The 25,227-nt window shown below is 62.9% G+C and carries 25 protein-coding genes and 3 pseudogenes; 18 read left to right on the top strand and 10 right to left on the bottom strand.

What is annotated here, in order from left to right:
* Positions 1 to 73 precede the first annotated feature (73 nt).
* The 4 genes from codA to OSW16_RS11525 all read right to left on the bottom strand — a co-directional run bounded on the left by codA (position 74) and on the right by OSW16_RS11525 (position 4,671).
* Complete coding sequence (gene codA, locus OSW16_RS11540; protein ID WP_267823208.1) at positions 74 to 1,315, bottom strand: cytosine deaminase; 1,242 nt, start codon at positions 1,313 to 1,315, stop codon at positions 74 to 76.
* Between the two features lie 4 nt (positions 1,316 to 1,319).
* Positions 1,320 to 2,537 carry a PucR family transcriptional regulator gene (locus OSW16_RS11535; protein ID WP_267823206.1) on the bottom strand — a complete coding sequence of 406 codons (1,218 nt, stop codon included), beginning with the start codon at positions 2,535 to 2,537 and terminating at the stop codon, positions 1,320 to 1,322.
* Positions 2,534 to 3,799: a cytosine permease gene (gene codB, locus OSW16_RS11530; protein WP_267823203.1), complete on the bottom strand. Its 1,266-nt coding sequence runs from the start codon at positions 3,797 to 3,799 to the stop codon at positions 2,534 to 2,536. The genes OSW16_RS11535 and codB overlap by 4 nt, the downstream gene beginning before the upstream one ends.
* 242 nt (positions 3,800 to 4,041) lie before the next feature.
* Entirely contained in the window at positions 4,042 to 4,671 is a 630-nt protein-coding gene (locus tag OSW16_RS11525) for a glutathione S-transferase family protein (protein WP_241805869.1), read from the bottom strand.
* 146 nt (positions 4,672 to 4,817) lie between these two features.
* On the opposite strand from OSW16_RS11525, the gene OSW16_RS11520 reads away from it, so the two are divergent.
* Both OSW16_RS11520 and OSW16_RS11515 read left to right on the top strand, forming a co-directional pair.
* The gene (locus OSW16_RS11520; RefSeq protein WP_267823201.1) at positions 4,818 to 5,333 is read left to right on the top strand and encodes a GNAT family N-acetyltransferase; all 516 of its coding nucleotides are present in this window, start codon (positions 4,818 to 4,820) and stop codon (positions 5,331 to 5,333) included.
* Positions 5,334 to 5,464: 131 nt separating this feature from the next.
* Positions 5,465 to 5,782: a DUF2388 domain-containing protein gene (locus OSW16_RS11515; RefSeq protein ID WP_241805871.1), complete on the top strand. Its 318-nt coding sequence runs from the start codon at positions 5,465 to 5,467 to the stop codon at positions 5,780 to 5,782.
* A 206-nt stretch (positions 5,783 to 5,988) separates the two neighbouring features.
* Here OSW16_RS11515 and glcC read toward each other — a convergent pair whose 3' ends face one another.
* Positions 5,989 to 6,756, bottom strand: coding sequence for a transcriptional regulator GlcC (glcC, locus tag OSW16_RS11510; protein WP_267823198.1), 768 nt, complete (start codon positions 6,754 to 6,756; stop codon positions 5,989 to 5,991).
* A gap of 195 nt (positions 6,757 to 6,951) precedes the next feature.
* On the opposite strand from glcC, the gene glcD reads away from it, so the two are divergent.
* The 5 genes from glcD (at position 6,952) to OSW16_RS11485 (ending at position 11,673) form a co-directional block, all read left to right on the top strand.
* The gene (glcD, locus tag OSW16_RS11505) at positions 6,952 to 8,451 is read left to right on the top strand and encodes a glycolate oxidase subunit GlcD (protein ID WP_267823196.1); all 1,500 of its coding nucleotides are present in this window, start codon (positions 6,952 to 6,954) and stop codon (positions 8,449 to 8,451) included.
* Positions 8,451 to 9,503 carry a glycolate oxidase subunit GlcE gene (gene glcE, locus OSW16_RS11500; protein WP_267823194.1) on the top strand — a complete coding sequence of 351 codons (1,053 nt, stop codon included), beginning with the start codon at positions 8,451 to 8,453 and terminating at the stop codon, positions 9,501 to 9,503. Before glcD ends, glcE begins: the two co-directional genes overlap by 1 nt.
* 9 nt (positions 9,504 to 9,512) lie before the next feature.
* Positions 9,513 to 10,748, top strand: a complete 1,236-nt coding sequence (glcF, locus tag OSW16_RS11495) for a glycolate oxidase subunit GlcF (RefSeq protein ID WP_267823192.1) — start codon at positions 9,513 to 9,515, stop codon at positions 10,746 to 10,748.
* Positions 10,741 to 11,142, top strand: a complete 402-nt coding sequence (locus tag OSW16_RS11490; RefSeq protein WP_267823190.1) for a heme-binding protein — start codon at positions 10,741 to 10,743, stop codon at positions 11,140 to 11,142. Before glcF ends, OSW16_RS11490 begins: the two co-directional genes overlap by 8 nt.
* Positions 11,143 to 11,334: 192 nt before the next feature.
* On the top strand, positions 11,335 to 11,673 hold the full coding sequence (locus OSW16_RS11485; protein WP_267823187.1) for a hypothetical protein: 339 nt from the start codon (positions 11,335 to 11,337) through the stop codon (positions 11,671 to 11,673).
* Positions 11,674 to 12,129: 456 nt separating this feature from the next.
* On the opposite strand, the gene OSW16_RS11480 is transcribed toward OSW16_RS11485, so the two are convergent.
* Positions 12,130 to 13,140: an AraC family transcriptional regulator gene (locus tag OSW16_RS11480; RefSeq protein ID WP_267823185.1), complete on the bottom strand. Its 1,011-nt coding sequence runs from the start codon at positions 13,138 to 13,140 to the stop codon at positions 12,130 to 12,132.
* A 168-nt stretch (positions 13,141 to 13,308) separates the two neighbouring features.
* Here OSW16_RS11480 and OSW16_RS11475 point away from each other — a divergent pair, with 168 nt between their 5' ends.
* The 3 genes and pseudogenes from OSW16_RS11475 (at position 13,309) to OSW16_RS11465 (ending at position 15,947) form a co-directional block, all read left to right on the top strand.
* Positions 13,309 to 14,493 (top strand): acetyl-CoA C-acyltransferase family protein, encoded by a 1,185-nt coding sequence (locus OSW16_RS11475; RefSeq protein ID WP_267823183.1) that lies wholly within the window; start codon positions 13,309 to 13,311, stop codon positions 14,491 to 14,493.
* A gap of 12 nt (positions 14,494 to 14,505) precedes the next feature.
* Positions 14,506 to 15,353: pseudogene (locus tag OSW16_RS11470) on the top strand (3-hydroxybutyryl-CoA dehydrogenase).
* Positions 15,354 to 15,365: 12 nt separating this feature from the next.
* On the top strand, positions 15,366 to 15,947 hold the full coding sequence (locus tag OSW16_RS11465) for a TetR/AcrR family transcriptional regulator (protein WP_267823181.1): 582 nt from the start codon (positions 15,366 to 15,368) through the stop codon (positions 15,945 to 15,947).
* Between the two features lie 155 nt (positions 15,948 to 16,102).
* Here the strand turns inward: OSW16_RS11465 and OSW16_RS11460 are convergent, their stop codons facing one another.
* Together OSW16_RS11460 and OSW16_RS11455 are read right to left on the bottom strand one after the other, a co-directional pair.
* Positions 16,103 to 16,744 (bottom strand): DUF1109 domain-containing protein, encoded by a 642-nt coding sequence (locus OSW16_RS11460; protein WP_267823179.1) that lies wholly within the window; start codon positions 16,742 to 16,744, stop codon positions 16,103 to 16,105.
* The gene (locus tag OSW16_RS11455) at positions 16,734 to 17,318 is read right to left on the bottom strand and encodes a sigma-70 family RNA polymerase sigma factor (protein ID WP_267823177.1); all 585 of its coding nucleotides are present in this window, start codon (positions 17,316 to 17,318) and stop codon (positions 16,734 to 16,736) included. The genes OSW16_RS11460 and OSW16_RS11455 overlap by 11 nt, the downstream gene beginning before the upstream one ends.
* 197 nt (positions 17,319 to 17,515) lie before the next feature.
* On the opposite strand from OSW16_RS11455, the gene OSW16_RS11450 reads away from it, so the two are divergent.
* The 6 genes from OSW16_RS11450 to OSW16_RS11425 all read left to right on the top strand — a co-directional run bounded on the left by OSW16_RS11450 (position 17,516) and on the right by OSW16_RS11425 (position 22,138).
* Positions 17,516 to 17,794: a DUF2282 domain-containing protein gene (locus OSW16_RS11450; protein WP_267823175.1), complete on the top strand. Its 279-nt coding sequence runs from the start codon at positions 17,516 to 17,518 to the stop codon at positions 17,792 to 17,794.
* Between the two features lie 16 nt (positions 17,795 to 17,810).
* Positions 17,811 to 18,644 (top strand): DUF692 domain-containing protein, encoded by an 834-nt coding sequence (locus OSW16_RS11445; RefSeq protein ID WP_267823173.1) that lies wholly within the window; start codon positions 17,811 to 17,813, stop codon positions 18,642 to 18,644.
* On the top strand, positions 18,641 to 19,396 hold the full coding sequence (locus OSW16_RS11440; RefSeq protein ID WP_267823171.1) for a DNA-binding domain-containing protein: 756 nt from the start codon (positions 18,641 to 18,643) through the stop codon (positions 19,394 to 19,396). Before OSW16_RS11445 ends, OSW16_RS11440 begins: the two co-directional genes overlap by 4 nt.
* 10 nt (positions 19,397 to 19,406) lie before the next feature.
* Positions 19,407 to 19,874: a DoxX family protein gene (locus OSW16_RS11435; protein WP_267823169.1), complete on the top strand. Its 468-nt coding sequence runs from the start codon at positions 19,407 to 19,409 to the stop codon at positions 19,872 to 19,874.
* 137 nt (positions 19,875 to 20,011) lie between these two features.
* Positions 20,012 to 21,352, top strand: coding sequence for an MATE family efflux transporter (locus OSW16_RS11430; RefSeq protein ID WP_267823168.1), 1,341 nt, complete (start codon positions 20,012 to 20,014; stop codon positions 21,350 to 21,352).
* A gap of 393 nt (positions 21,353 to 21,745) precedes the next feature.
* Complete coding sequence (locus OSW16_RS11425) at positions 21,746 to 22,138, top strand: profilin (protein WP_267823166.1); 393 nt, start codon at positions 21,746 to 21,748, stop codon at positions 22,136 to 22,138.
* Positions 22,139 to 22,478: 340 nt separating this feature from the next.
* On the opposite strand, the pseudogene OSW16_RS11420 reads toward OSW16_RS11425, so the two are convergent.
* Positions 22,479 to 22,942, bottom strand: a pseudogene (locus OSW16_RS11420) (IS5/IS1182 family transposase); the annotation flags it as partial.
* A 360-nt stretch (positions 22,943 to 23,302) separates the two neighbouring features.
* Between OSW16_RS11420 and OSW16_RS11415 the strand changes: the two are divergent.
* Complete coding sequence (locus tag OSW16_RS11415) at positions 23,303 to 23,692, top strand: profilin (RefSeq protein WP_267823164.1); 390 nt, start codon at positions 23,303 to 23,305, stop codon at positions 23,690 to 23,692.
* A 337-nt stretch (positions 23,693 to 24,029) separates the two neighbouring features.
* Here the strand turns inward: OSW16_RS11415 and OSW16_RS11410 are convergent.
* Positions 24,030 to 24,335: pseudogene (locus OSW16_RS11410) on the bottom strand (IS5/IS1182 family transposase); the annotation flags it as partial.
* 245 nt (positions 24,336 to 24,580) lie between these two features.
* Between OSW16_RS11410 and OSW16_RS11405 the strand changes: the two are divergent.
* On the top strand, positions 24,581 to 25,225 hold the full coding sequence (locus tag OSW16_RS11405) for a TetR/AcrR family transcriptional regulator (RefSeq protein WP_267823162.1): 645 nt from the start codon (positions 24,581 to 24,583) through the stop codon (positions 25,223 to 25,225).
* Positions 25,226 to 25,227: the final 2 nt, after the last annotated feature.

Below are 25,227 nucleotides of genomic sequence, written 5' to 3'. Positions count from 1 at the left end.
TCGACGGTTCAGAGGCCACAAAGGGTGCCAAGTTCAACACCGCCAGGCAAGCACTCAGTGGCCCCTTAACCCTTCAGGCAAAGCGTTCGACCTGCGCCTGGGTGCGGCGCATCAGCACCTTGCCCTGCCGGATCGACACCAGCGCATGGCCCTGGCTGCGCACCATCTCATAGTCGTCCGGCGCCGACAGCAGCAACAAATTCGCCGGGCGCCCCACCTCGATGCCGTAGCGCTCGCCAAGGTTCAGGGTGCGCGCGCTGTTGTCGGTGATCAGGTCCAGGCAACGTTGCAAGTCCTCGTACCCCAGCATGTGACAGATGTGCAGCCCGGCCTCGAGGATGCGCAGGATGTTGCCATTGCCCAATGGGTACCAGGGGTCGACGATGGAATCCTGGCCGAAGCACACATTCATCCCTGCGCGGTCGATTTCGGCGACACGCGTCAGCCCGCGGCGTTTCGGGTAGCTGTCGAAGCGCCCTTGCAGGTGGATGCTTTCGGTCGGGCACGAAACGAAGTTGATGCCCGACATTTTCAACAGGCGGAACAGTTTGGAGCAGTAGGCATTGTCATACGAGCCCATGGCCGTGGTGTGGCTCGCGGTGACCCGTGCCCCCATCCCGCGTACCCGCGCCTCTTCGGCCAGCACTTCGAGGAAGCGCGACTGCGGGTCGTCGGTTTCGTCGCAATGCACGTCCACCAGGCAGCCCGTGCGCTCGGCCAGGTCCATGAGGAACTTGATCGACGACACGCCCTGATCGCGGGTGTTCTCGAAATGTGGAATGCCACCGACTACATCGGCGCCCATCGCCACCGCCTCGGTCATCAGCGCCCGCCCGTTGGCGTACGACTCGATGCCCTCCTGCGGAAACGCGACGATCTGCAGGTCGATCAGCTCGCGCACCTCTTCACGCACCTCGACCATCGCCTTGAGCGCGGTGAGCTTGGGGTCGGTCACATCCACATGGGTCCGCACATGCTGTATGCCATGGTCCACCAGCATGCCGATGGTCTTCTTGGCGCGGGCCTTGATGTCGTCGTGGGTGGTGATTGCCTTGCGCTCGGCCCAGCGCTCGATACCTTCGAACAGCGTGCCACTCATGTTCCAGTTCGGCTCGCCAGCGGTGAGGGTGGCATCGAGGTGAATGTGCGGCTCGACGAAAGGCGGCACCACCAGGTTCTGCTGGGCGTCCAGGTCATCGGGGCCGGCGGCCATGACGACATTGGCCTGGGGCACGATGGCGGCGATACGCTCGCCGTCCAGCTCGATGCGCACCAGGCCGGCCTTGCCGCGCAGACGTGCGTTGATGATGTTCATGGAGTTACTCCTTGCCTTGGGCTTCGGTCATGCGCCATATCAGCATAGCGACCGCAGCGTTCATACGGAAAAGCGGGTCGTCCAGCGACTGCCCGCTCAGTTGTTCGATGCGTTGCATTCTTTGATTGATGGTGTTGCGGTGCAAACCCAGGCGCTGACCAGCCTTGAGGCCATTGCCGTTTTCCTTGAGCAGCGCATCGAGGGTGTGCAGCAGTGCATTGGGTTGTTTACGGCCGGGGGCGCGCAGCGGGCCGAGCGTCTGGGCGACGAAGTCATCGAGCAGCGAACGGTCGCCAATGCCCTGCAACAGGCGCAATACCCCCAGCTCGCTGAAGTCGCACAGGCCGGTGGCTGGGCGCAGGTTTAGCGCCACCTCCAGGGCCTGGCGCGCCTGGTTGAGGGCCTGGCGGTATTGGCCGCAGTCCTCGGCAGGGCTCGACAGCCCCATGAACAGCCCCATCTCGCCTGCCTGCGCGGCCAGTTGCCGGTGCAGGGCAGCCAGGGCTGCACGCAAGTCCGGGGTATCGGGCAGCAGCAACACGAACAGGTCACCGGCCAGTTGCGCGGTGACCGCGCCGGCCCGGGCCCGGCACCAGGCTTCAAGCTGGTCTTCCAGGGTTTGGCGGGTGTCCTGCCACAGGCGTTCGCCTTTGGCCAGGCCATGCCGTTCGAACAGCCCATCGACCGCGGACAAGCGCAACGCCACCAGACGCCGTGGCCCGTCCAGGTCGAGCTGCAGGTGCGCGGCCCGCTGCCGGGCGATCGCCAGGCTTGGATAGTCACCGCTCAGCAGTTGCCCGAGGATGTCGTCGCGCGAGCGACGCACCTGGGCCATCTGTACCAGCGCGGTACCGATCAGGTGGGTGACCACCACCATTTTCAGGGCGTAGGGCTGTTCGATCAGTGGCAGCCCCAACTGCTCGGCGCGCTCGATTACCGCGGCCGGAATGCATTGGATGAAGGTGCCTCCCGTGAGGATCACCAGGCCGGCGATACCCACCGCATCGCCGTCTTCGACCAGGCTCAACAGGTTGCCCTCGCCGCGTGGGTGGTTGATGCCGGTGACGAACACCAGTTCGCCGCCCATCACCCATTCGGCGATGCCCTCGTTCTCCGCCACATAGGGCCAGCGCACCCGCCGCTGCAAATTGCGTGCGCCCGCCCGCACGCTCATCTCGTGCAGGCCGGGCAGGTGCAGGATCTCTTCCAGGGCCAGGCTCACGGCTCGACCCGCGCCTGGCCCAGGGCCCGGCGTCGGCCACCCAGCTCAAGCAGCACGATGTAGCACAGCGCCGACGTCCCGATGCCCACCAGTGGCGCCACCCAGGGCGAGGCATAGGCCGCCACCGCACCGACGCCATAGGCGCACAGCCCCAGCAGGTTGTAGCGCGGCAGGCTGACCGTGGCCAGGGCCGGATACTTGCCACGGTGGCGGTACCAGAAGTCGGCCATGATCACACCCCCCACCGGCGGGATGATCGAACCCAGCAGTACCAGGAAGGGAATCAGCAATTCGTACATGCCACCGATCGCCAGCACGATGCCCACCCCTGCCGCTACCAGCGTGGCCGTGCGCCGGCGTTCGCTGCGCACCAGGTGGCAAGCTGCGGCGGCAACGTTGTAGAGGGTCGGCCCCTGGATGGTCCACAGGTTGAGGCAGAGCATTACCACCGCTGCGAACGACAGCCCTTGCAGCATCATCACTTCGACGATGTCGGCCTGCTGATAGGCCATCGCGCACCAAGCGCCGGCCACGACCATCAGCCCATTGCCGAGCAAAAATGCCACCACGCTGGCCGTCACCGCCACCCGCCCACTGCGCGACAGGCGCGTCCAGTTGGTGGCCTGGGTGGCGCCGCTGGCAAAGGTGCCGAAGACCATGGTCACCGCCGCCGAGAAGGTCATGGTTTCATGCGGCACCAATGCCGCCAGTTGCTGCAGGCCACCCACGTCGCGGGTGGCGATTGCCATGGAGATGATCAGCAGGGCGAACATCAGCGGCACCGATACCCGCGACAACAGGTCCAGCCCCTTGAAGCCGACCATTGCCGTGATGCTGAAGCCCAACCCGAACAGCACCATCAACGGCACGGTGAACCCCTCGGCCAGCCCAAGCAGCTTGACCAGCACGATCGCCACAGTGGCCGTACCCCACGCATACCAGCCCAGTTCGGCGAAACCCAGCAGGAAGTCCGACAGCCGGCTGCCGGCCTCGCCGAAGCAGAAGCGCCCCATCAGTACAGTGTTCAGCCCGCTGCGCGAAGCGATGAACGCCAGCGCGGCGGCGTAAAGGGCCAGCAGGGTGTTGCCGAGGGTGGCGATCCAGAGCATGTCGACGAAGCCGAAGGCCATGCCCAGCTTGCCCCCGGCGAACATCGTGCCGGTGAAGAAGGTGAAACTGAACAGGACCATGGCGATTGGCAACAGGCCCTTGCGGGCATGCTGCGGCGCCTCGCAAAGCGGGAATTCTGAAGGGGAACTCATTGTCGGGTGCTCCGGGTTGAAGTTGGAGCAGGCAGAGCAATATGCGGGCCGCTTTCTGGCGGGCGGCTGTACCTCGAAATAGCGGGCGCACGGCATGGTAAATAGTGGGCAATGTGCACAGATGTGCACGTTCCTAATGGTTTTTTATGTGCCAGATGACTCAATTTGAGGCCGCCGCGCACCAAAGCGGGACGCGGCTGGGTAGTTTCCACCCGGCCGCCCCTGAAGGACGACGCGGCCGGTCAGGCCGAAGCGGTGCGTGGCATCAGTTCATAGGGATGCTTCCAGCCCGGCAGCGCCTGGATACGCGCTTTCCACGCCTCGATATGGGTGAACTGAGCCAACGGGATGCCGGTATCTTCCGGCATGAACACATAGCCGGCCAGCGACAGGTCGGCGATGGTCAGGCGCCCACCGACCATATAGGGCGTTTTCGCCAGGTGCGCATCGACTACTTGGTAAGCCGCCGTGGCGCGCTCTCGCAGAAACTGAGTCACCGGTGTTTCGCCAGCGTTCTTCAGGCAGAAGATGAAACGCAGCGCCGCGTAATAGGCAGTGAACTTGTGGTTGTCGAACAGCATCCAGCGCCAGATTTCGCGCTTTTCGTCGTCATCGCGCGGGCCGAACTGGCCGGTGCGTTCGGCGAGGTATTCGAGAATGAGCGCCGATTGGGTGATCGTCTTTCCCGCATGCTCCAGCACCGGCACTTCGCCCTGCTCGTTGACCTCATCCCGCCAGCGTTGGTCGCGGGTCTGGCCGTTGAAGAAATCGACGAACACCGGCTGCCAAGCCTGGCCGGTGAGCTCGAGCATGAGTGCGGCTTTATAGGCATTGCCGGATTCGGCGAAGCAATGGAGCGTGTAGTCGGGCATGGTGATCCTTCATTTTCCCAGGGGCGATAGCGCTGTTGGTCAGGGCCGTAAAGGGGCCGCCAGCCCGAGCAGACCACGCCGGCTCGACACGGTCAATGCAATACGCGCAAAGTAGAGCGCTACCCCCGCATGCCAGGACGGCCCCTATGCCCTACCCCACACTCCCTCGCACCCTGACCACCCCGCGCACCCGCCTGGTCCGCCCCGACCCTGCGCTTGCAGCGCAATTGCGCCAGGCCCTGCTCGATAGCTATACCCTGCACCAACCCTTCCTGGCCTGGGCCAAGCCAGACTGGACGCTGCCGGAAGTGCGCGAAAGCCTGCAGCTGAGTGCCCGTGAGTTTCTCGACCCCGCAGCCGAAAAGCGTTACTTCGTGCTGCACCTGGACAGTGACGCAGTCATTGGCTGCATCGGCCTGCGCCCGGGCAACGCTGAGTACGAGGTGGGTTACTGGGCCAGCCAGGCGTTCACTGGCAAGGGACTGATGCGCGAAGCATTGACTGGCTTGCTCGATGCCATCGCAACCCCGGTGTGGCTGACCACCGACATCGACAACCAGGCCAGCCAGCGGCTGGCGGAGCGTTCCGGCTTCGTCCGGGCCGGCGCCAAGCTCACCGAACTCGACCCGAGCACGCCGCGCCCGCTCTATCGACGCCCCTGAGCCCCGGTGCTGCTGGCTTTGCGAACGGTGCGCGACGGTATCGATGCATCAAGGGAACTACCGCCTCAGTTCTGCCATCTTACTCACTGAGTGGTATTTCCCTTGGGCTTCACGCTATTGGAGAACACGCTATGCGCCACCTATTGCTCGCCCCTGCGCTGCTGCTCCTGCTTCCAGCCGGTGCTGCCATGGCCCGCGTCGATGCGGGCGACGTCGCTACCTCGGCCGGTGTATCCGCCTCGCTGTATTCGACCTTCAAGGATGACAAACGGATCATCCCCGCCCGTGACGAGCTGTCTGCATTCGTCGCCAGCGGCGGTGCCATTCGCGGCGCCTATGTAGAGTCGGCGTTGGAACAGGCACGTAAGGACAATCCTGGCTTGCAGGCCAGCGATGAGGAGCTGGCTCGAGCCATCTTGTCCCAAGATGACCCAATGGCTCACCACTGAGGCCTGTATGGCCTCAGGGCCGCCCAGATACACGCGTGGGGGGGCTAGGTTCAGCGGTTCACCCTGCCCAGGTTGAACAGATGCCTATGCCCCGCCCTCTCTACGCCATTGCCTGACGTTCTCGATCGCCTGGGTCCAGGCAACCGCTGCCCAACCCCTTCCCTAAACTACAAGCGCCGTGTTCCGGTAGACACCTCAGGGCTACTTCACCCCCACCCGTCCATGCGCATCGTCGCCCGCACCAGCCGCTGCTCCTCCTGCTCGATCTCGCGCAAACTGTCACGAATTCCGTTGATGTGCTCACGCGCCGCCCGCTGCGCCTGCTCCGGCAACTGCTCCATCACGGCGTGATACAGCCGCGCATGCTGGCGGTCGATCTGGCGTTTCTGCGCGGGGCGGCAATACAGGTTGTTGACCGATGCGAACACCGTGCTCAAGGTCAGATCACTGAGCGACTGCAGGGTGTACACCAGCACCGGGTTGTGCGAGGCCTCGCTGATCGCCCGGTGGAAGGCGTGGTCGCGGAGGGCGTGCTCACGCGCATCCAGCCCTTCGGGCGCGGCGTGGGCGGCGAGCATGTCCTCATAGCGGCGGCGGATCAGCAGGCGGTCCACCTCGGTGGCCCGCAACGCCGCCAGGCGCGCCGACTCGGCCTCGAGCAGCGCGCGCACTTCCAGCAGGTCGAACAAGGTGCGCGGCTGCGAGCTGAACAGGTGCATCAGCGGCGTGATACCCACCTGCTGCCCGGTCAGGTCGGCGACGAACGAGCCGCGCCCCTGTTCGGTGTCGATGATGCCGCGCCCACGCAGGATGCGCAGGCCCTCACGCAGCGCAGAGCGCGAACAGCCAAGCTTTTCCACCAGACGCCGCTCCGAAGGCAGGGCCTGGCCCACCTTGAGCACACCCTCGACGATCAACCGTTCGACCCGCTCGGCAACCTGGTCGGCGACCTTGGCTTTGCCTTCAGCAACCATGCGCACCCCTCCACTGGTAGGACCACTTCCATAGCTTGCGCCAATCTATACGCCTGAACGGGTAAATAAACAGCAGCAGGCACAAAAACTGGTAGGACCAGTGTGCTTCGCACTCGACCTGGTGCGACCGGGCGCGCAGGCTGCGGGAGTAAGCGGTTTACCCACAACAACAAAAATTGCCGTTGAGTGAGCCTGATGAACATTCTCTACGACGAACGGGTCGATGGGGCGCTGCCTGCCGTTGACCAGCCTGCACTGCTGCAGGCCTTGCGCGAAGCGCTGCCCGACCTTGAGATCCTGCATCGCCGCGAAGACCTGGCACCTTACGAGTGCGACGGCCTCTCTGCATACCGCACCGTGCCCCTGCTGGTGGTGCTGCCCGAGCGTCTGGAGCAGGTGCAGACGTTGCTCAGGCTCTGCCACCTGCGCGGCGTCCCCGTCGTGGCTCGCGGGGCCGGCACGGGGCTGTCAGGCGGCGCATTGCCATTGGCCAAAGGCATCCTGCTGGTCATGGCACGCTTCAACCGCATTCTTGAAGTCAACCCGTTAGGCCGGTTCGCCAGGGTTCAGCCCGGGGTGCGCAACCTGGCCATTTCTCAGGCCGCGGCGCCACACGGCCTGTACTACGCGCCAGACCCTTCTTCGCAAATCGCCTGCTCCATCGGCGGCAACGTCGCGGAAAACGCCGGTGGCGTGCACTGCCTGAAGTACGGTTTGACCGTGCACAACCTGCTCAAAGTGGAGATCCTCACTGTCGAAGGCGAACGCCTGACCCTGGGCAGTGATGCCCTCGACAGCCCAGGTTTCGATATGCTGGCGCTGTTCACCGGTTCCGAAGGCATGCTCGGCATCGTCACTGAAGTGACCGTCAAGCTGCTGCCCAAGCCTCAGGTCGCCCGGGTCCTGCTGGCCAGTTTCGCCAGTGTGGAAGACGCCGGCCGCGCCGTGGCCGAAATCATCGCGGCCGGGATCATCCCCGGTGGCCTGGAAATGATGGACAACCTGGCGATCCGCGCCGCCGAAGACTTCATCCACGCCGGCTACCCGGTTGAGGCCGCGGCGATCCTGCTATGCGAACTCGATGGGGTGGAGGCCGACGTGCAGGACGACTGCGAACGCGTGGCAGCGGTACTGCAGCAGGCCGGTGCCGACGAGGTGCGCCTGGCCTGTGACGAGGCCGAGCGGGTGCGCTTCTGGGCAGGGCGCAAGAACGCATTCCCTGCCGTGGGGCGCCTCTCGCCAGATTATTACTGCATGGACGGCACCATCCCGCGTCGCGAACTGCCGCGCGTGCTCAAGGGCATCAGCGAACTGTCCGAACAGTATGGCCTGCGGGTGGCGAACGTGTTCCACGCCGGCGACGGCAACATGCACCCCCTGATCCTGTTCGATGCCAACCTGCCCGGGGAGCTGGAACGCGCCGAAGCCATCGGCGGGCGCATCCTGGAACTGTGCGTGGCAGTGGGCGGTAGCATCACCGGCGAACATGGCGTGGGCCGCGAGAAAATCAACCAGATGTGCGCGCAGTTCAACAGCGACGAAATCACCCTGTTCCATGCCGTGAAGGCAGCGTTCGATCCCCAAGGGCTGCTCAACCCAGGCAAGAACATCCCCACCCTGCACCGCTGCGCCGAGTTCGGCGCCATGCATGTGCATCACGGCCAACTGCCCTTTCCTGACCTGGAGCGCTTCTGATGAGCCTGGACCGTGACATGAGCCAGGACCTGCTCGAACAGGTCAACCAGGCCTTGAACCTGAACACCCCGCTGCGCATTCAGGGCAGCAACAGCAAAGCCATGCTGGGCCGCCCGGTGGCCGGGGAGATCGTCGATACCCGCCGCCACCGCGGCATCGTCAGTTACGACCCGACCGAGCTGGTGCTCACTGCTCGCGCCGGTACGCCCCTGCAGGAAATCGAAGCGACGCTGTTCGAGGCCGGGCAGATGCTGCCGTGCGAGCCGCCCCACTTCGGCGCCGGTGCGACCTTGGGTGGCGCGGTCGCGGCGGGGCTGTCCGGGCCGCGCCGGCCCTGGGCCGGTTCGGTACGCGACTATGTGCTCGGCACGCGGGTCATTACCGGCCACGGCAAACTGCTGCGCTTTGGCGGTGAGGTGATGAAAAATGTCGCAGGCTACGACGTGTCGCGGCTGATGGCCGGCAGCTTCGGCTGCCTGGGCCTGCTGACCGAGGTATCGCTGAAGGTACTGCCACGGCCGCGCCAATGCCTGAGTCTGCGCCTGCCGATGGACCGCCATCAGGCCCTGGCCGAGCTGGTTGAATGGGGCCAGCAGCCATTGCCGATCAGCGCAGCCTGCCACGACGGCGAAGCGCTGTACCTGCGCCTGGAAGGCGGTGAGGGCTCGGTGCAATCGGCCCGTCAGCGCCTGGGCGGCGACGTGCTCGACAGCCGGTTCTGGAGCGAGCTGCGCGAGCAGCGCCTGGCCTTTTTCGACGGCGACGAACCGCTGTGGCGCCTGTCGGTACCGATCAATACCGCCGAACTGGACCTGCCGGGGCGCCAGTTGATCGATTGGGGCGGTGCGCAGCGCTGGCTGAAGTCCAGCGCCCCGGCATCGGTGATCCGCGAGCAGGTGGCCAAGGCCGGCGGCCACGCCACAGGCTTTACCCCAGGCGAGCACAGCAGCGCACCTCTGCCCGCCGCGTTGATGCGCTACCACCACGCCCTCAAGCGGCAACTCGACCCCCAGGGCCTGTTCAACCCTGGCCGCCTGTACCCGGACCTGTGAGGCCACAGCATGCAAACCAACCTGAGCGAAAGCGCCAAGCGCCTGGCCCGCGCCGAAGAGGCCCAGAGTATCCTGCGCGCGTGCGTGCACTGCGGCTTCTGCACGGCCACCTGCCCAACCTACCAGCTCCTCGGCGATGAACTGGACGGACCGCGCGGGCGCATCTACCTGATCAAGCAAGTGCTCGAAGGTGCACCCGTCACCGCCAGCACCCAACTGCACCTGGACCGCTGCCTGAGCTGTCGCAACTGTGAGACCACCTGCCCGTCAGGGGTCAAATACCATGACCTGCTGGACATCGGCCGCGCCGTGGTCGAGCAGCAGGTGCCCCGCCCGCTCGGCGAGCGCCTGCTGCGCCAGGGTTTGCGTGCAGTGGTGCCGCGCCCGGCGCTGTTCAAGGCGCTGACCCGCGCAGGCCAGGCCCTGCGCCCCGTCCTGCCGGCCCCCCTCAAGAGCAAGTTGCCCGCCCAGGTGGCCGCCCCTGGCAAGCGCCCGGCGGTGCGCCACGCGCGCCGCGTGCTGCTGCTTGAAGGCTGCGTGCAGCCGGCCCTGTCGCCCAACACCAACGCCGCCACCGCGCGGTTGCTGGACCGCCTGGGCATCAGCGTCGAGCCGGCGTTCGAAGCCGGCTGCTGTGGCGCGGTGGATTACCACCTCAATGCCCAGGAGCAGGGCCTGCAGCGTGCCCGGCGCAACATCGATGCCTGGTGGCCCGCCATCGAAGCGGGCGCAGAAGCCATCGTGCAGACGGCCAGCGGCTGCGGCGCCTTCGTGCGTGACTACGGCCACCTGCTGGAAAAGGATCCGCTTTACGCGGCCAAGGCTGCAAGGGTCAGCGCGCTGTCACGCGACCTGGTGGAAGTGCTGCGCGATGAACCGGTCGAGCAATTGGGCGTGTGCCACGAACAACGCCTGGCGTTTCATTGCCCGTGCACCCTGCAGCACGCCCTCAAGCTCGGTGGCCAGGTGGAGCGCTTGCTGGCGCGGCTGGGCTTCACCCTCACCCCAGTGCCGGACAGCCATTTGTGCTGCGGCTCTGCCGGTACCTACTCGCTGACCCAGCCAGCGCTGTCGCGGCAACTGCGCGATAACCGACTCAACGCGCTGGAAAGCGGCAAGCCGCAAGTCATCGCCACCGCCAACATTGGGTGCCAGACCCACCTCAATGGTGCCGGGCGCACACCGGTACGGCACTGGATCGAAATCATCGAAGCAGCCCTGAACCCGGAGAACAGCCATGCATAGCAAGCCCGTGATAGGCCAGACCGAAGTTGCCCGCCTGCTCGCAGCCGCGCGCCAGGAGGCTCTGGCGCATCAGTGGAATGTCACCATCGCGGTGGTCGACGACGGCGGCCATCCCCTTGGCCTGGAGCGCATGGATGGCTGCGCGGCAGCCAGCGCCTACATCGCCGTTGAAAAGGCCCGCAGCTCGGCCTTGGGGCGCAAGGAAACGCGTGATTACGAACAGATGGTCAACGGTGGGCGTACCGCGTTCGTCACAGCGCCGCTGCTGACCTGCCTGGAGGGCGGCGTGCCGTTGCGGGTGGATGGCCAGGTGGTTGGCGCCATCGGTGTGTCCGGGGTCAAGCCTGAGCAGGATGCCCAGGTGGCCAAGGCCGGGGCAGCGGCCATCACGTAACCCGCGCCTTGACGATTCACCGCCACCAGAAGAGCCGGGCCGTGGATAGCTTTCGCAGGTCGACCGCTTGCAAACCACCCGGCCCTCCCTACATGTTCAGAAAATTCCTACCCAACCTCTCGGAAGCGTCCTACTTGCCGCCCACCACCATGGAAAACATGATCGGCTCTTGTGTCCCAGAGGAAGCAGCGCATGCATCCACACACCCGCACCACTGCCGAGCTGCGCAGTACCCTGCGCGAGCTGCTGGCTCATGATGTCAGCAACCCTGACGATGACCCGCACCTGTCGGGCGTACTGTTCTTCTGTGCCACCGACGAGCGCACGCGAGGGCTGATCGAACGCATCGAGTTGCTGGCCAGCGACTTGTTCTTCGACGCCTGCGGCCGCCTCATCGCCCACCGCATCCGCGCCATTGCCGTCGAGGGTGTGTCCATCAAGCAAAAACGCAAAGCCCCCGCCGACGAGACCGTGATCCGCATTTCGCTGCTAAACAAAGGGTACATCACGGTAAGTACCGCACGATTCTGAAGCCAACAGCCAACGGCGACACCGCCGCAACGCTGTCGCTCAATGCTTACTTTGCCTTTGCCTTTGCCTTTGCCTTTGCCTTTGCCTTTGCTTTTGCTTTTGCTTTTGCTTGTAAAGCGCGCGGTAGCTCAGTCACCGCAAATTGCGACTTCAGGAGGCCAAGCGCAGGTCTTGCGGAGGGAGGTGACGGGCATGGATGCCCGTCAAGCGCTTCGGCCCATGGATGGGCCGTGAGCGCGGTCCTCCCGGGAGCAAGGCCGGAGCGAGGGAACCCCGAAGCGAAGCGCAGGGGCCGGATGACGGGAGCCGGCGGTTTTTGGTCCCTTTTTGCCAAGACAAAAAGGGACCCGCCGTAAGGGCGGAAAGGTGAGTAAGCGCCACCATGGCAACCGGATATGCCCACCCGAATTAAAGCCCCCCCAACTTCTATCTTGCAGCTTGCAGCTTGCCGCTAACCTAGTGCCCAACCAACCTAGCCCGATACCGCCCCGGACTCTCCCCCGTCCACTTCTTGAACGCCCGATGAAACGCACTAGGTTCCTGAAACCCCGCCTGCTCGGCAATTTCAGCAATGCTCATCACCCCCTCGCGCAACCGCTCGAACGCCATGGCACGCCGCACCTCATCCTTGATCTGCTGGTACGAACGCCCTTCGCGCTCCAACTGCCGACGGAATGTACTGGCACTGATACCCTGCCACTGCGCCATGGCCGCCAGCGTCGGCCATTGCCCATAGCGCCGGGCACGCAGATGCCGGTACACCTGCGCCACCAACCCATTCTGATTGCGAAACCGGATGACCAACCCCTGCGGCGCACTCCGCAGGAAAGTTTTCAGACCCGCCAAGTCCTGGACCACCGGCAAACGCAAGTAGGCACTGTCGAACTCCACCTCGGTACGCCCGCTGCCCAGGCGCAAGTCCGGGCCCCACAGCAGCAAGTCGTCGTCCTGTGCCGGGCGCGCCACGGCAAGCTCAGTGCGGTCGATGGCCAGACGGCGCCCGGCCAACCAGCACAGCAGGCCCACCACCAGCACAAGATAGGTCTCCTCGGCATACACCCGGGTCAACGGGTCGGCAATGTCCGAATGCACACTGATCACCGCCCGCCCCGCGCGCACCGTCAGGTTGCCCCGCAGGTCACGCAGAAACAGGCTGAAATTGCCCAGGCATTGGCGCAGGGCCTTATCCAGGTTCGGTTCCTGAATAAGGCCGCGGCAGATCAAGGCAAAGCTGCCCAGCGGCATGCCATGGCTGTCCAGGCGAAAGAACTCGTCGTCCAGCAGCTGGATCTGCGTCAGCCATAGCTGGGCGAACGCCTTGGCAGGTACCCGGGCCTGCGGCTGGTCGAGCACCGCCGGGTCGATGCCCACTGCACGCAAATGCGCATCACGCACCCCGGGCTGGTCGCGCAGGGCATGGAACATGGCATTGAGAAAGTACACCGCGACCGAATCGCTATCGCGCATGGCGTTATTCGCTGTCTATGCTGAGTGGCAAAAAGTGCCAGGTTGACTGAACAGATCCGGCATAGGCTGGTACAGGGCCTTTGCCTAGACTCGGACTCAACGAGGGAGCGCCAACCATTCTCGCAGAGCCTGGCCCGCTCCCGCCATGCCTTCGCAATCGGAGCCTCTATGAGCAGCACAGAAATCTACGTCGTCAGTGCCGTCCGTTCCGCCATCGGTGGTTTTGGCGGCTCGCTCAAGGACCTGCCCCTGGCAGACCTCGCCACCGCCATCAGCCGCGCCGCCCTCGAGCGCTCGGGCGTAGCCCCTGAGCAGGTCGGCCATGTGGTGATGGGTAATGTCATCCCTACCGAACCACGCGATGCCTACCTGTCGCGGGTCGCCGCGATGAACGCGGGTATCCCCAAGGAAACCCCGGCGTTCAACGTCAACCGCCTGTGCGGTTCGGGCCTTCAGGCCATCGTTTCCGCCACCCAGTGCCTGCTGCTTGGTGATGCCGATGTGGCCATGGCCTGCGGTGCCGAGTCCATGAGCCGTGGCCCTTACCTGCTGCCGCAGGCCCGTTGGGGTGCGCGCATGGGCGACCTGCAAGGCATCGACTACACCGTCGGCGTGCTGCAGGACCCGTTCGAACACTTCCACATGGGCATCACCGCGGAAAATGTCGCCGCCAAGCATGGCATCACCCGCCAGATGCAGGATGAACTGGCCCTGACCAGCCAACGCCGCGCTGCCCGCGCCATCGCTGAAGGCCGCTTCGCCAGCCAGATCGTGCCGCTGGAGCTGAAAACCCGCAAAGGCACCGTCGAATTTGCCATTGACGAACACGTGCGCGGCGATGTGACCGCCGAACAGCTGGCCGGCATGAAAACCGTGTTCAAGAAAGACGGTACCGTGACTGCCGGCAACGCCAGCGGCATCAACGACGGGGCTGCCGGCCTGGTGCTGGCCACCGGTGACGCCGTGCGCCGCCTGGGGCTCAAGCCGCTGGCGCGCCTGGTGGCCTATGCCCATGCCGGCGTCGAACCGGAGCTGATGGGCCTGGGCCCGATCCCGGCAACACGCAAGGCGCTGGAAAAGGCCGGCCTGAACATCAGCGACCTGGACGTGATCGAGTCCAATGAAGCCTTCGCAGCCCAAGCCTGCGCCGTGGCCCAGGCGCTGGATTTCGACCCCGAGAAGGTCAACCCGAACGGGTCCGGCATTTCCCTCGGCCACCCCGTGGGTGCCACCGGGGCGATCATCGCCACCAAGGCCATCCATGAACTGCAACGCATCCAGGGCCGTTACGCGCTGGCCACCATGTGCATTGGCGGCGGCCAGGGCATCGCCGTCGTCTTCGAGCGCGTCTGAGGGACTTGCAGCATGAGCATTGAACAGATCGCCGTGATCGGCGCCGGCACCATGGGCAACGGCATCGCGCAAGTCTGCGCGGTGGCCGGCTATCAGGTGCTGCTGGTGGATGTCGCCGAGGCCGCGCTGGCGCGCGGCGTAGCCACCCTGAGCAAAAACCTGGAGCGCCAGGTCAACAAGGGCACCCTCGATGCAGCACGCGCCAGCGCAGCGCAAGCGCGCATCCACACAAGCACCGACTATGCCCGCTTGAGCACTGCGCAACTGGTGATCGAGGCGGCGACCGAAAACCTGCAGCTCAAGCAACGCATCCTCCAGCAAGTGGCTGCCAACGTGGCGCCCGATTGCCTGATCGCCACCAACACCTCGTCACTGTCGGTGACCGAGCTGGCCGCCAGCATCGAGCACCCCGAACGGTTCATCGGCGTGCACTTCTTCAACCCGGTGCCGATGATGGCCCTGGTCGAGATCATCCGTGGGCTGCAAACCAGCGATGGCACCTATGCCCAGGCGCTACTGGTCACCGAAAAGCTCGGCAAGACGCCGATCACTGCCGGTAACCGCCCGGGCTTCGTGGTCAACCGCATTCTGGTGCCGATGATCAACGAAGCGATCTTCGTGCGCCAGGAGGGCCTGGCCAGTGCCGAGGACATCGACACTGGCATGCGCCTGGGTTGCAACCAGCCTATCGGCCCCCTGCACTGGCCGACCTGATTGGCCTGGACACCCTGCTGGCGATCATGGAAGCGTTCCATGAGGGCTTCAACGACAGCAAGTACCGCCCGGCCCCCCTGCTCAAGGAAATGGTCGCGGCCGGCTGGCTGGGGCGCAAGAGCGGCCGCGGCTTCTTCACCTACTGAGGAGCGGACAGCATGCCCCCGGTCAACGCCGCGATGCGCTGTGCCAATTTTGAAGAGCGGCGTGACCGTGCCATGGCGCTGTTCGCCGAGAAAGGCTTCGGCCAGGTGAGCATGCGCGAACTGGCGGCACACATTGGCTTGACCGCAGGTTCGCTGTATCACCACTTCCCGAGCAAGCAGGACTTGCTGTACGACCTGATCGAAGAGTTGTACGAGGAGCTGCAGGCAACCCTGGAGCCTGGCCGCCGCGCCATGGCGAGCGGGCGGTCAGCGTTGGCCTGCCTGATTGCAGCGCACTGGCAACTGCATGCTGAACGCCCCCTGCAGTTTCGCCTGGCTGCCCGGGACTTCTGCTGCCTGAGCGAAGCGCAGCAAACGCGCCTGGCGTTGTTGCGCAAGCGGTATGAGGCCGGGTTGCTGCGGTTGATCGCACCACAGGCGAAACTCCCCGACGCGGCATTGGCGGCGACGGCGCAGGTGGTGGCGACCTTGCTCAACCAGTTGCCTGGGATGCTGAAGACGTTGCCTGAGGAACAGGGGTTGGGCTTGATGGAAAGCCTGCTGGTGGGGGGGATAGAGCGAGCATTGCGCTAGGCTTTGTACGAAAAGTGCCTGCGCGACGATCATGCTGTGTTGAAAGCAGGCTCGGAATGCTCATTTACACCCCGTAAACTCCGCTTCCTCGCCGGCTTTCGCCTTGCCTGATCGCCGCTCGGCGACTTTTCGTACAAACCCAAGGCGCTACCTCTTCACCACCTCAGCACACGCGGACCAAGCACTGCTCCGATCAGGGTGGGCACCGACATCCCCAGCACGTACCAGGTCGCCCAGAACGGCACCTGCATTTCCGGGCAGTGCAGGCAGTAGACCACCGTTGCGGTCGAACCGGCGAGCAGGCCCGCTGCGGCGCCAGCCTGGCGCAAACGCGTCGGCGCCAGGCCACGCAATGCCCAGAACAGGGTGATGAACACCGGCACGCACAGCAGGGTGATATTCAGCGCACAGGTGCGCCAGGTACGCCCAAAAATCAAATCGGCACGGGCTTCGACCGGAGCCCCGAACAGGCTGATCGCCGCGCCCAGCCAGACCACCAGCAACGGCAGCCCGAGCAGCTGCCACGCTATCCCGCCGCGCACACCGGGCCTGGACAGACGCTGGGTCAGCCACAGCCCGAGCAGCGCCAGGCTGGTGGGCAAGGCCAGCTTGGCCCAGAACAGCGGCGTACGCACCACTTCGCCAAGGTCGCTACGCACGCCATAGAAGGCGACCGTCATCAGCATCGCAGCCAGTGTGCCTGCAAGCAACGCCAGCGCCAGGCGCCGTGCCAGCGCGTGACGGTCCACCGGCCCTTCACCGGCGGCCAGCAGGGTAATCAGTTCTTCAGTCTTCATGCTCTTCACTGCCTCGAATCAGCCTGGCAAGCGCCTTGAGCCCCCGGTGTATCCCCACTTTGACCGCCGAACTGGACAGCCCGGTAATGCGCGCAGTCTCCTCCACCGACAACCCCTCTAACTTGACGTGGACGATCGGTAAACGCTGGCGCTCCGGCAACCGCCCCAGCAACTTGCCAAGGTCGCGACTGGCCTCGGCCGGCGCCTCCTCGCTGACGGCGAACAGGCCACTGTCGTCCTCCAGCAGGTCATGCAACGCGTCGTGGCGCGCATAACGGCGCAGGTAATCTGCCAGCTTGTAGCGGGCAATCGCCTGCACCCACGCCGTCAGCGGCTGTTGCGGCTGGTAGGTGTGACGTGCGTTATGCACGGCCAGCAACACTTCCTGCAGCACGTCTTCGATTTCGGCCGGGCGCTGGTACAGACGCCGCCGCAGAAACCCGCGCACATGCAGCGCCAATGCCGCAAGAAACTCGCGGTAAGCCTGCGCATCACCCGCCAGCCCGCGCAGCAGCAAAACCTGCAACTGCCTCTCGCGTGCGCCGAGCGTGTCTTGAGTGTTAGTTCGTTGCATGGGGCGCCAAGGTTACACCGTCTGAAGTTTTTTCTTTCATCGAACCTTAGCCGCTGCTGCGCTTTTCAGCGCACCGGTCAGGTCAGATGCAGCACCCTGAAAATATTTTCGCGTGCCTGTAACCCAAGCAGCGGCCAGCGCGAACTAGTCCATGAGCCTGGTACATCACCACGGCCCCATCCTCTGGAGACACCCCCATGAATAGCCTCGCCCTTACCACTGCCGCCCTGGCCCTCGCTTCCATGGCCAGCGTCGCCACCGCCGCCGATACCACCAGCAATGGTGCGGCCATGGAGAAATGCTACGGCGTTGCCATGGCCGGCAAGAATGACTGCAAAGCCGGTGCCGGCACCAGTTGCGCAGGCAGCTCCAAAAAAGACTACGACGGCATGGCCTGGAAAAACGTGCCGGCAGGCACCTGCACCTCGATCAAGACGCCTAACGGCATGGGTTCACTGACCCCGATCAAGTCTTGAGCAGAGGCCGCCGACCATGAACTCAACTGCCTCTCTGGGCGCCGGGCTGGGGCTCAAGGCTGAACACTTTGCCCAAGCCCTGGCCTGCAACGCCGATGGCCTGTGGTACGAGGTGCATCCAGAGAATTACATGGTCGGCGGGCCGCGCCTGGCGTGGCTGCAGCGCATGGCCGAACGCCATGCGCTGTCACTGCACGGGGTGGCGCTGTCACTGGCAGCGGACGCCGATCCCGACCTCACGCACCTGCGCCGGTTGCGCACGCTGATCGACCAGGTGAAACCGGTGCTGGTCTCGGAGCACCTGGCCTGGTCCACCTGGCGTGGTCAATATCACCCCGACCTGCTGCCGTTCCCCCGCAGCCACGAAGCCCTGGTACGCATCAGCGACAACATTCTGCGCACCCAGGATGCCTTGGGCCGTGGCATCGCCATCGAAAACCCCAGCCACTACCTGCACCTGCAGGGGCACGCGCTGGACGAAATCGACTTTCTCGGCGAACTGGTGCGCCGCACCGGTTGCACGCTGTTGCTGGACATCAACAATGTTCATGTCAGCGCCCACAATCTGGGCTTCGACGCCCAGGACTACCTCGACCGCTTCCCGGCCCATGCCATCAGCGAAGTGCACCTGGCCGGCCACAGTCACGACGACCAAGGCGCACTGCTCATCGACTCGCATGATGCAGCCATCGCCGAACCGGTCTGGGCGTTGTACCGCCGGCTGGTCGCGCGCATCGGCGCGCGCCCGACATTGATCGAGCGCGACGGCAACCTGCCGGCCTTCGACGAACTGCTTGCCGAACGGGCCATTGCCCAGGCGGCACTCGACCACGCAGGGGCCTTGCCATGAACCTGCCCTTTGCCCAGTTCCAGGACGCCTTCATCGACGCCCTCTGCCGGCGCCCTGCCCCGCTGCTACAGAGCCTGACCTGCCAGCCGGCGTTCGCGGTCTACCGCAATACCGTGATGGCCGGTTGCGTGGACGCATTGCGAGCCAACTTTCCCAGTGTCGAAACCTTGGTCGGTACCGACTGGATGCAGCAAGCGGCGGCCGCCTACGCGCAGCACACGCCACCCGACGACCCGCGGCTGATTCGCTACGGCGCCACGTTCGCAGCCTTTTTGCAAGACAGGCAGGCCAGCCACGGGCTGCCGTACCTGGCTGATGTCGCGCGCCTGGACTGGCATTGGTGTGAAGTGTTCTGCGCCATCGAGCAACCTTGCCTGGCCCTGGCCGACCTGGCAGGCATGACGGCCAGTGACCTGGGCCGTAGCCACCTGCAGCCGCGCCAGAGCGTGCGCTGGCAATGGTTCGACGCGCACCCGGCACTGAGCCTGTGGCGCTGCAGCCGCGAAGGCCTGCCATGGCTTCAGTCACAACCCTGGGTGGCAGAAGGCGCACTGTTGAGCGCCGACCAGGATGGCGTGAACCATCAGCCACTCGAGGCCGGTGGCTGTACCTTCCTCGATGCCTGCGCGGCCGGTCACTCACTGGAAGGCGCCTCGCAGCTCGCCTTGCAACGCCAGCCTGACCTCGATTTCACCAGCCTGCTCGGTCGCCTGATGCAGGCCCGGGTCTTTCTCCCGCTTTCATTCGAATGAAGGAACGGCCATGGATACCCTACGCCCACCTGCTCCCCCCCTTGGCCTGCGCCAACGCTGGAACACCCTTGCCGACGGCCTGCAACGGCTGCTCAGCGACAGTGCTTTGTGCCTGATAGCGCGGCTGGGTATCGCCGCGATCTTCTTCCTGTCAGGCCGTACCAAGGTCGAAGGCGTGCTCACCATCACCCCCGGTACGTACGACTTGTTCCACACCGAGTATGCCCTGCCGCTGCTTTCGCCCTGGCTCGCAGCCCACCTGGCGACCTACGCCGAACACGTGTTCCCACTGCTGTTGGTGCTGGGCCTGTTCACCCGGCTTTCGGCCCTTGCCCTGCTAGGCATGACGGCAGTCATCCAGGTATTCGTCTACCCGGATGCCTGGCCTACCCACCTGTCCTGGGCCGGCCTGCTGCTGTTGCTGGTAGCCCGGGGCGCCGGCGCTTTGTCACTGGACCGATTGCTAAGGCTGCATTGAGCCCAACCGGCCAGCTATCGTTGGGCGGCGGCAAGGTGTTGTGAGAAGCACATACGCGTGGATTGCCCGTTAAACTCTTCGCAACCCACGTTGTCTTGGTACCGCACTATCGCACCGACCCTAGCGGTACACTCACGATGAAGCCCCCCGCCACATTCACCCAAGGTTCATTGACCCACCACGTCCGGGTAATGGCGTTTACCAGCGGGCTGAGCCTGCTGGCGATTTTCCTGACCGACATCCTCACGCTCACATATGTCGCCATGCTGCATGACGAAGTGCTCATTGCCGCGGTCGGCATCGCCAAAATCCTGGCCTTCTTCAATTCAAGCCTGGTGGCAGGCATTGTCGTCGCTGCAGGCACCATGATCTCCCGCAGGGTCGGCCAGGGTTCGAGCGCGTCGGTGCCGGCACTGACCCGCCACATGCTGATCCTCGCCGCCATGGTCTCGGCCAGTGTGTCTGCGCTGCAATGGTACTTTCTGGACTTCTTCGCCAGCCTGGTGGGGGCCGGTGCGCCCGCCTCACCGCTGGCCCGCCAATTCATCGCCATGACGTTGGTGGCGTCGGTGCTGATGGCGCTCACGCAGGCCGCAGCCCAGGTGCTCCGTGCGCACGGTTTGAGCGGGCGCGCGCTCGCAGTGGTGTTGGCCGGTGCCGCTTGCCTGGCCATCGTCGACCCGATACTGATCTTTGGTCTGGACCTGAAACTGTCGGGCGCCGGCCTGTCTTGCCTGGTGGCAGCCATAACAGGCAGCCTGACGGGCCTGTACCAAGTCAGGGCCCATGTCGGCCTTGGCACACGTATACGCCTGCGCCTGCTGCGGCTGTACGGCGCACGCATCATGCGCATCGCCTTGCCTTACACCCTCGCGAACCTGGCGATGCCCGTTGCCCTGACCTACACCATGGCGCAACTGGCGCTGTTCGGGGTCTCGGTCATGGCCGGCATGGCGGTGATGGACAGGGTGCTGCAGATCACCTACTGCCTGTACTTCGCCTTGCCAGGCGCGCTGGTGCCGATCCTGGCACAGAACCTCGGCGCGCACCGCCACGCCCGTTCACAGGCAGCCTTGCACAGCGCCGCCAGGCTGGTGGTGGTCTACGGCCTGGTCGCCTGGGCAGTGCTGGCAAGCGCAGCGCCGTGGCTTGGCCACGCCTTCGCACTGTCCGGCCCAGGGCAAGTGCTGATCGAGGACCTGTGCCGGTACGGGCCGGGGCTGTGGGTCATCATAGGCCTGGACTTCATCGCCATTTCGGTGTTCATCTGCCGTGGCCAGGCGGGTTGGGTGGCCTTCTACGCCTGGCTTCGCGCCACCTTGGGCACCCTGCCCTTCGTCACCGCAGGTGCAGCCCTGCAGGGTGCCAGCGGCGTCATGCTGGGGCTGTGGGTCGGCAATGCACTGGTCGCATTGGCCAGCGTCGCCACCGCCATTCTGATCAACCGCCGTGGCGCATACTGGGCGCACGAGCCGTAGGCACGAATACGACCGAGCGCTGCACGTGGCAGGTTCATACTCATATGCGAAAAATGGGTGGGTACACCTATTATTTTTACCAGTTGTGATTTTTATTGAATACCCCAAATATGGGTCGCGTATGGGCTGGGAGAGTGAGCCGAACAACGAAAGCTTACAAAGAGGTCTTTACTGATGGTACGTTCCGTTCGGATTCGTTTGCGATAGCGTTCGTGACACTAGGAGTGTATCGAGGTAGCGCCAGCCAATACTCGGCCGCAGCGTGTTATTCATACGTGCAGCTTGCTGTTCGTGATGAAGTGTACCCTATGTAAAATTAACCGTATGAGTTGGCCAAATTTTCCATTCCGACTCATGCCCGTTTATTTAACCTCTGCTTGATAAGGTGCAATTATGAGTTGGCAAGCTTATGTTGACAACAACCTGGTAGGAACTGGTTTTGTGTCTCAAGGAGCAATCCTAGGTTTGGATGGAAGTACGTGGGCATCCTCGCCCGGACTATGTATCGCCCCCGACCAAATAAAGCCAGTAGCAGACGGACTCGCAGGGATTTTGGATTTGGGGGAGCTTTTGAAAAAAGGTCTTACTGTGAATTTCAAGAAATATCTTGTGGTATCGCCACCCGATTCAAAAATAATAACGGGACGAGGGTACGGCGACGGAATTGTTATTACAAAAACTAAACATTCGATTATTGTAGGTTTCCATTATGACTCGATGGCGCCAGGTAAGTGTGCATCTGCTGTCGAGAAACTAGCTGACGAGTTGATTGAGCTTGGTTATTGATTATGTTTCTTAAGTGAGGGGGTTGCTTTCGGTGAGTGATCGCAACCTTTTTTTCTGTTAATAGTATTGCCGAATGATGACACCCTGTACTACCAATCAAATCATCGCACATCTTGCACTTTGCTTGGCTTCACGCACAAAAATTGATGCGCTTTTTAATTTTTTACTGCTACACGTGCCGGCGCGTCATAACTGCTTTAAGCTCTGTCAGTACCACATCCCCATCAATCACACTCAACTGCTTTTCAGGCGCTCCTGCTGTTTGTGCTGATCCGGGCGGTCTCGACAAAGGAAGTCGGGAAAATTACTGTCCAACCATTCTTCGTCGGACGTAGAGGCCTTAGGCACTATACGAAATCAATGTCGTAAACACCGCCGCCAGCAAGCCAGCGCGACCATCGCAGCGAAGCTGTTGCCGGCGTGCAATGGCGTGTACCCAGGCGGTGCTCCTTAAACTAACCAAACAGCCGTTCGATAGAGTTCCGCTGCCGATAATTGGGCTCGGCGAAAAGGCGTAGAATCCCAGCTTCGGTTTGCGCTTCACGTCACGCAGCACCATGCCCCGCTGCCTCCGATAGCGGTCGCAGTGGTGTCGCAAGGATTCTGCGCCATAACCTTTGCCGGCCAGGCGTCAGCGGCAGCGCTTGCGTGGCCTACCTCGATCCGGAGTGATGTGGACACGGTCAAGGCAGATGTCGCTGGCATTACCACCAAGAGGGTGAAGTGGAGTTGGATGCCACAGGCGTCACTGACCATGTGAATTTCGTCGTCAAACCGAGTACGACCGAGCGTTGCACGTGGCGGGCTCAAACACCTATTCAGAAAAATCGGTGGTACACCTATTATTTTTACCAGTTGTGGTTTTTATTGAATACCCCAAATATGGGTCGCGTATGGGCTGGGAGAGTGAGCCGAACGATGAAAACTTACAAAGAGGTCTTTACTGATGGTGCGTTCCGTTCGGATTCGTTTTCGATAACGTTCGTGAAACTAGGAGTGCATCGAGGCAGCGCCAGCCAATACTCGGCCGCAGCGTGTTATTCATACGTGCAGCTTGCTGTTCGTAATGAAGCGAACCCTATGTAAAATTGACCGTATGAGTTGGCCACATCTTCCATTCCGACTCATGCCCGTTTATTAAACCACTGCTCGAAAGGTAAAATTATGAGTTTGCAACCTTATATTGACGACTACCTGGTGGGAACTGGCTTTGTGTCTCAAGGAGCAATCCTAGATTTGAATGGAAAGGCGTGGGTATCCTCGCCCGGACTAAGTATCGCCCCCGACCAAATAAAGCCAGCAGCCGACGTACTCGCAGGGATTTTGGATTCGGGGGAGCTTTTGAAAACAGGCATTACCGTGGATGGCAAGAAATATGTTGTGTTATCGATATCCGATAAAAAAATACTGGGACGACGGGGCGGTCACGGAATTGTTATTGCAAAAACTAAACAGTCGATTGTTGTTGGTTTTCATAATGACTCGATGTCCCTAGTTGAGTGTGCGTCTGCTGTCGAGAAATTAGCTGACGAGTTGATTGAGCTGGGTTATTGATTGTTTGCTTAAAGTGAGGTGGGTGCTTTCGGTAAATGATCGCACCTTTATCTATTAATGGTATTGCCGAATGATAGCACCCTGTGCCACCAATCAAATCATCGCACATCTTGCGTTTTGCTTGGCTTCACGCACTAAAATTGATGCGTTTTTTAATTTTTTACTGCTACACGTGCCGGCGCGAAATAACTGCTTTAACCTCTGTCAGTACCACATCCCCATCAATCACACTCAACTGCTCTTCAGGCGCTCCTGCTGCTTGTGCTGATCCGGGCGGTCTCGACAAAGGAAGGCGGGAAAATTACTGTCCAACCATTCTTCGTCGAACGTAGAGGCTTTAGGCACTATACGAAATCAATGTCGTAAATACCGCCGCCAGCAAGCCAGCGCGACCATCGCAGCGAAGCGCTTGCCAGCGTGCAATGGCGTGTACCCTGGCGGTGCTCCTTACACCAACCAAACAGCCGTTCGATCGCGTTCCGCTGCCGATAATTGGGCTTGGCAAAAGACGCGGTAATCCCGGCTTCGGTTTGCGCTTCATGTCACGCAGTGCAATCACCGGCTGCATCCGCTAGCGATAGGGGTATTGCCGCAAGGATTCTGCGTCACAGCCTCTGTCGGCCAGGAACCAGCGGCAACGCTTGGGGTTCTTGTACATCGATGGGCGGTGAAGAGGTCTGCGGCTGTTTCCCATTCTGTGCCGGAAAATTCGTACCACTTGGACATGGCAGAATCCTTCGCCAAAAAAAGCGAAAACTCTAGGGAAAATCAGGCTTCCACAGGCTCTGAGTTCCAAAGGTTTTCAACAGAGCCTAGAACTTTTGCCATAATCGCCCTCGCCGCTTCAGCGGAACCGGCACACCACCCACCACAGCTTGAAGTTGGTTTATGTCAGGTCAGGATCACGAAACCGAGCCATCCAGCACACCGGTCACCAAACGCCGCCGTGCCCCCAAAGGTGAGATGCGCCGCGCCGCGCTGCTGGATGCGGCCACTGCGGTGTTCGCCAAAGACGGTTATGCGGCGGCCTCCATGCGCGACGTGGCCGAGATCGCCGGCATCACCACGGTGGGGCTGCTGCACCACTTCCCCAACAAGGTGTCGTTGCTGCAGGCCTTGCTCGATCGGCGCGATCGGCGGGTAACGGAGAAGTTTGCCGAGCTGGAGATGGCGCCGACGCTGGAGAACTTTCTGGCGTTCCTGCGCATGAGCATGAGTTTCAGCGTGCAGAACCTGCTTGAATGCCAGGCTTCGATGATGATCAACGTCGAGAGCCTGGCCGAGCACCACCCGGCCTGGCCCTGGTACAAGGAAAAATTCGCGCTGATCCACGCCCACGCCCAGGCGCACATGGCGGCGTTGGTCGAGCATGGTGAGGTGCGCAAGGACATTGATGCGACGCTGTTGGCGACCGAGATCTTCGCCGTGATGGATGGCCTGCAGATCCAGTGGCTGCGCGCCCCGGACCAGGTCGACGTCGAAGCGGTCTTCGACGCCTACCTGCTACGCCTTGCCTCTCTCATCAAGGCCTAGCG

Source organism: Pseudomonas putida (assembly GCF_026625125.1).
Lineage (GTDB): Bacteria > Pseudomonadota > Gammaproteobacteria > Pseudomonadales > Pseudomonadaceae > Aquipseudomonas > Aquipseudomonas putida_X.
This window is presented reverse-complemented; position numbering and strand designations above follow the sequence as displayed.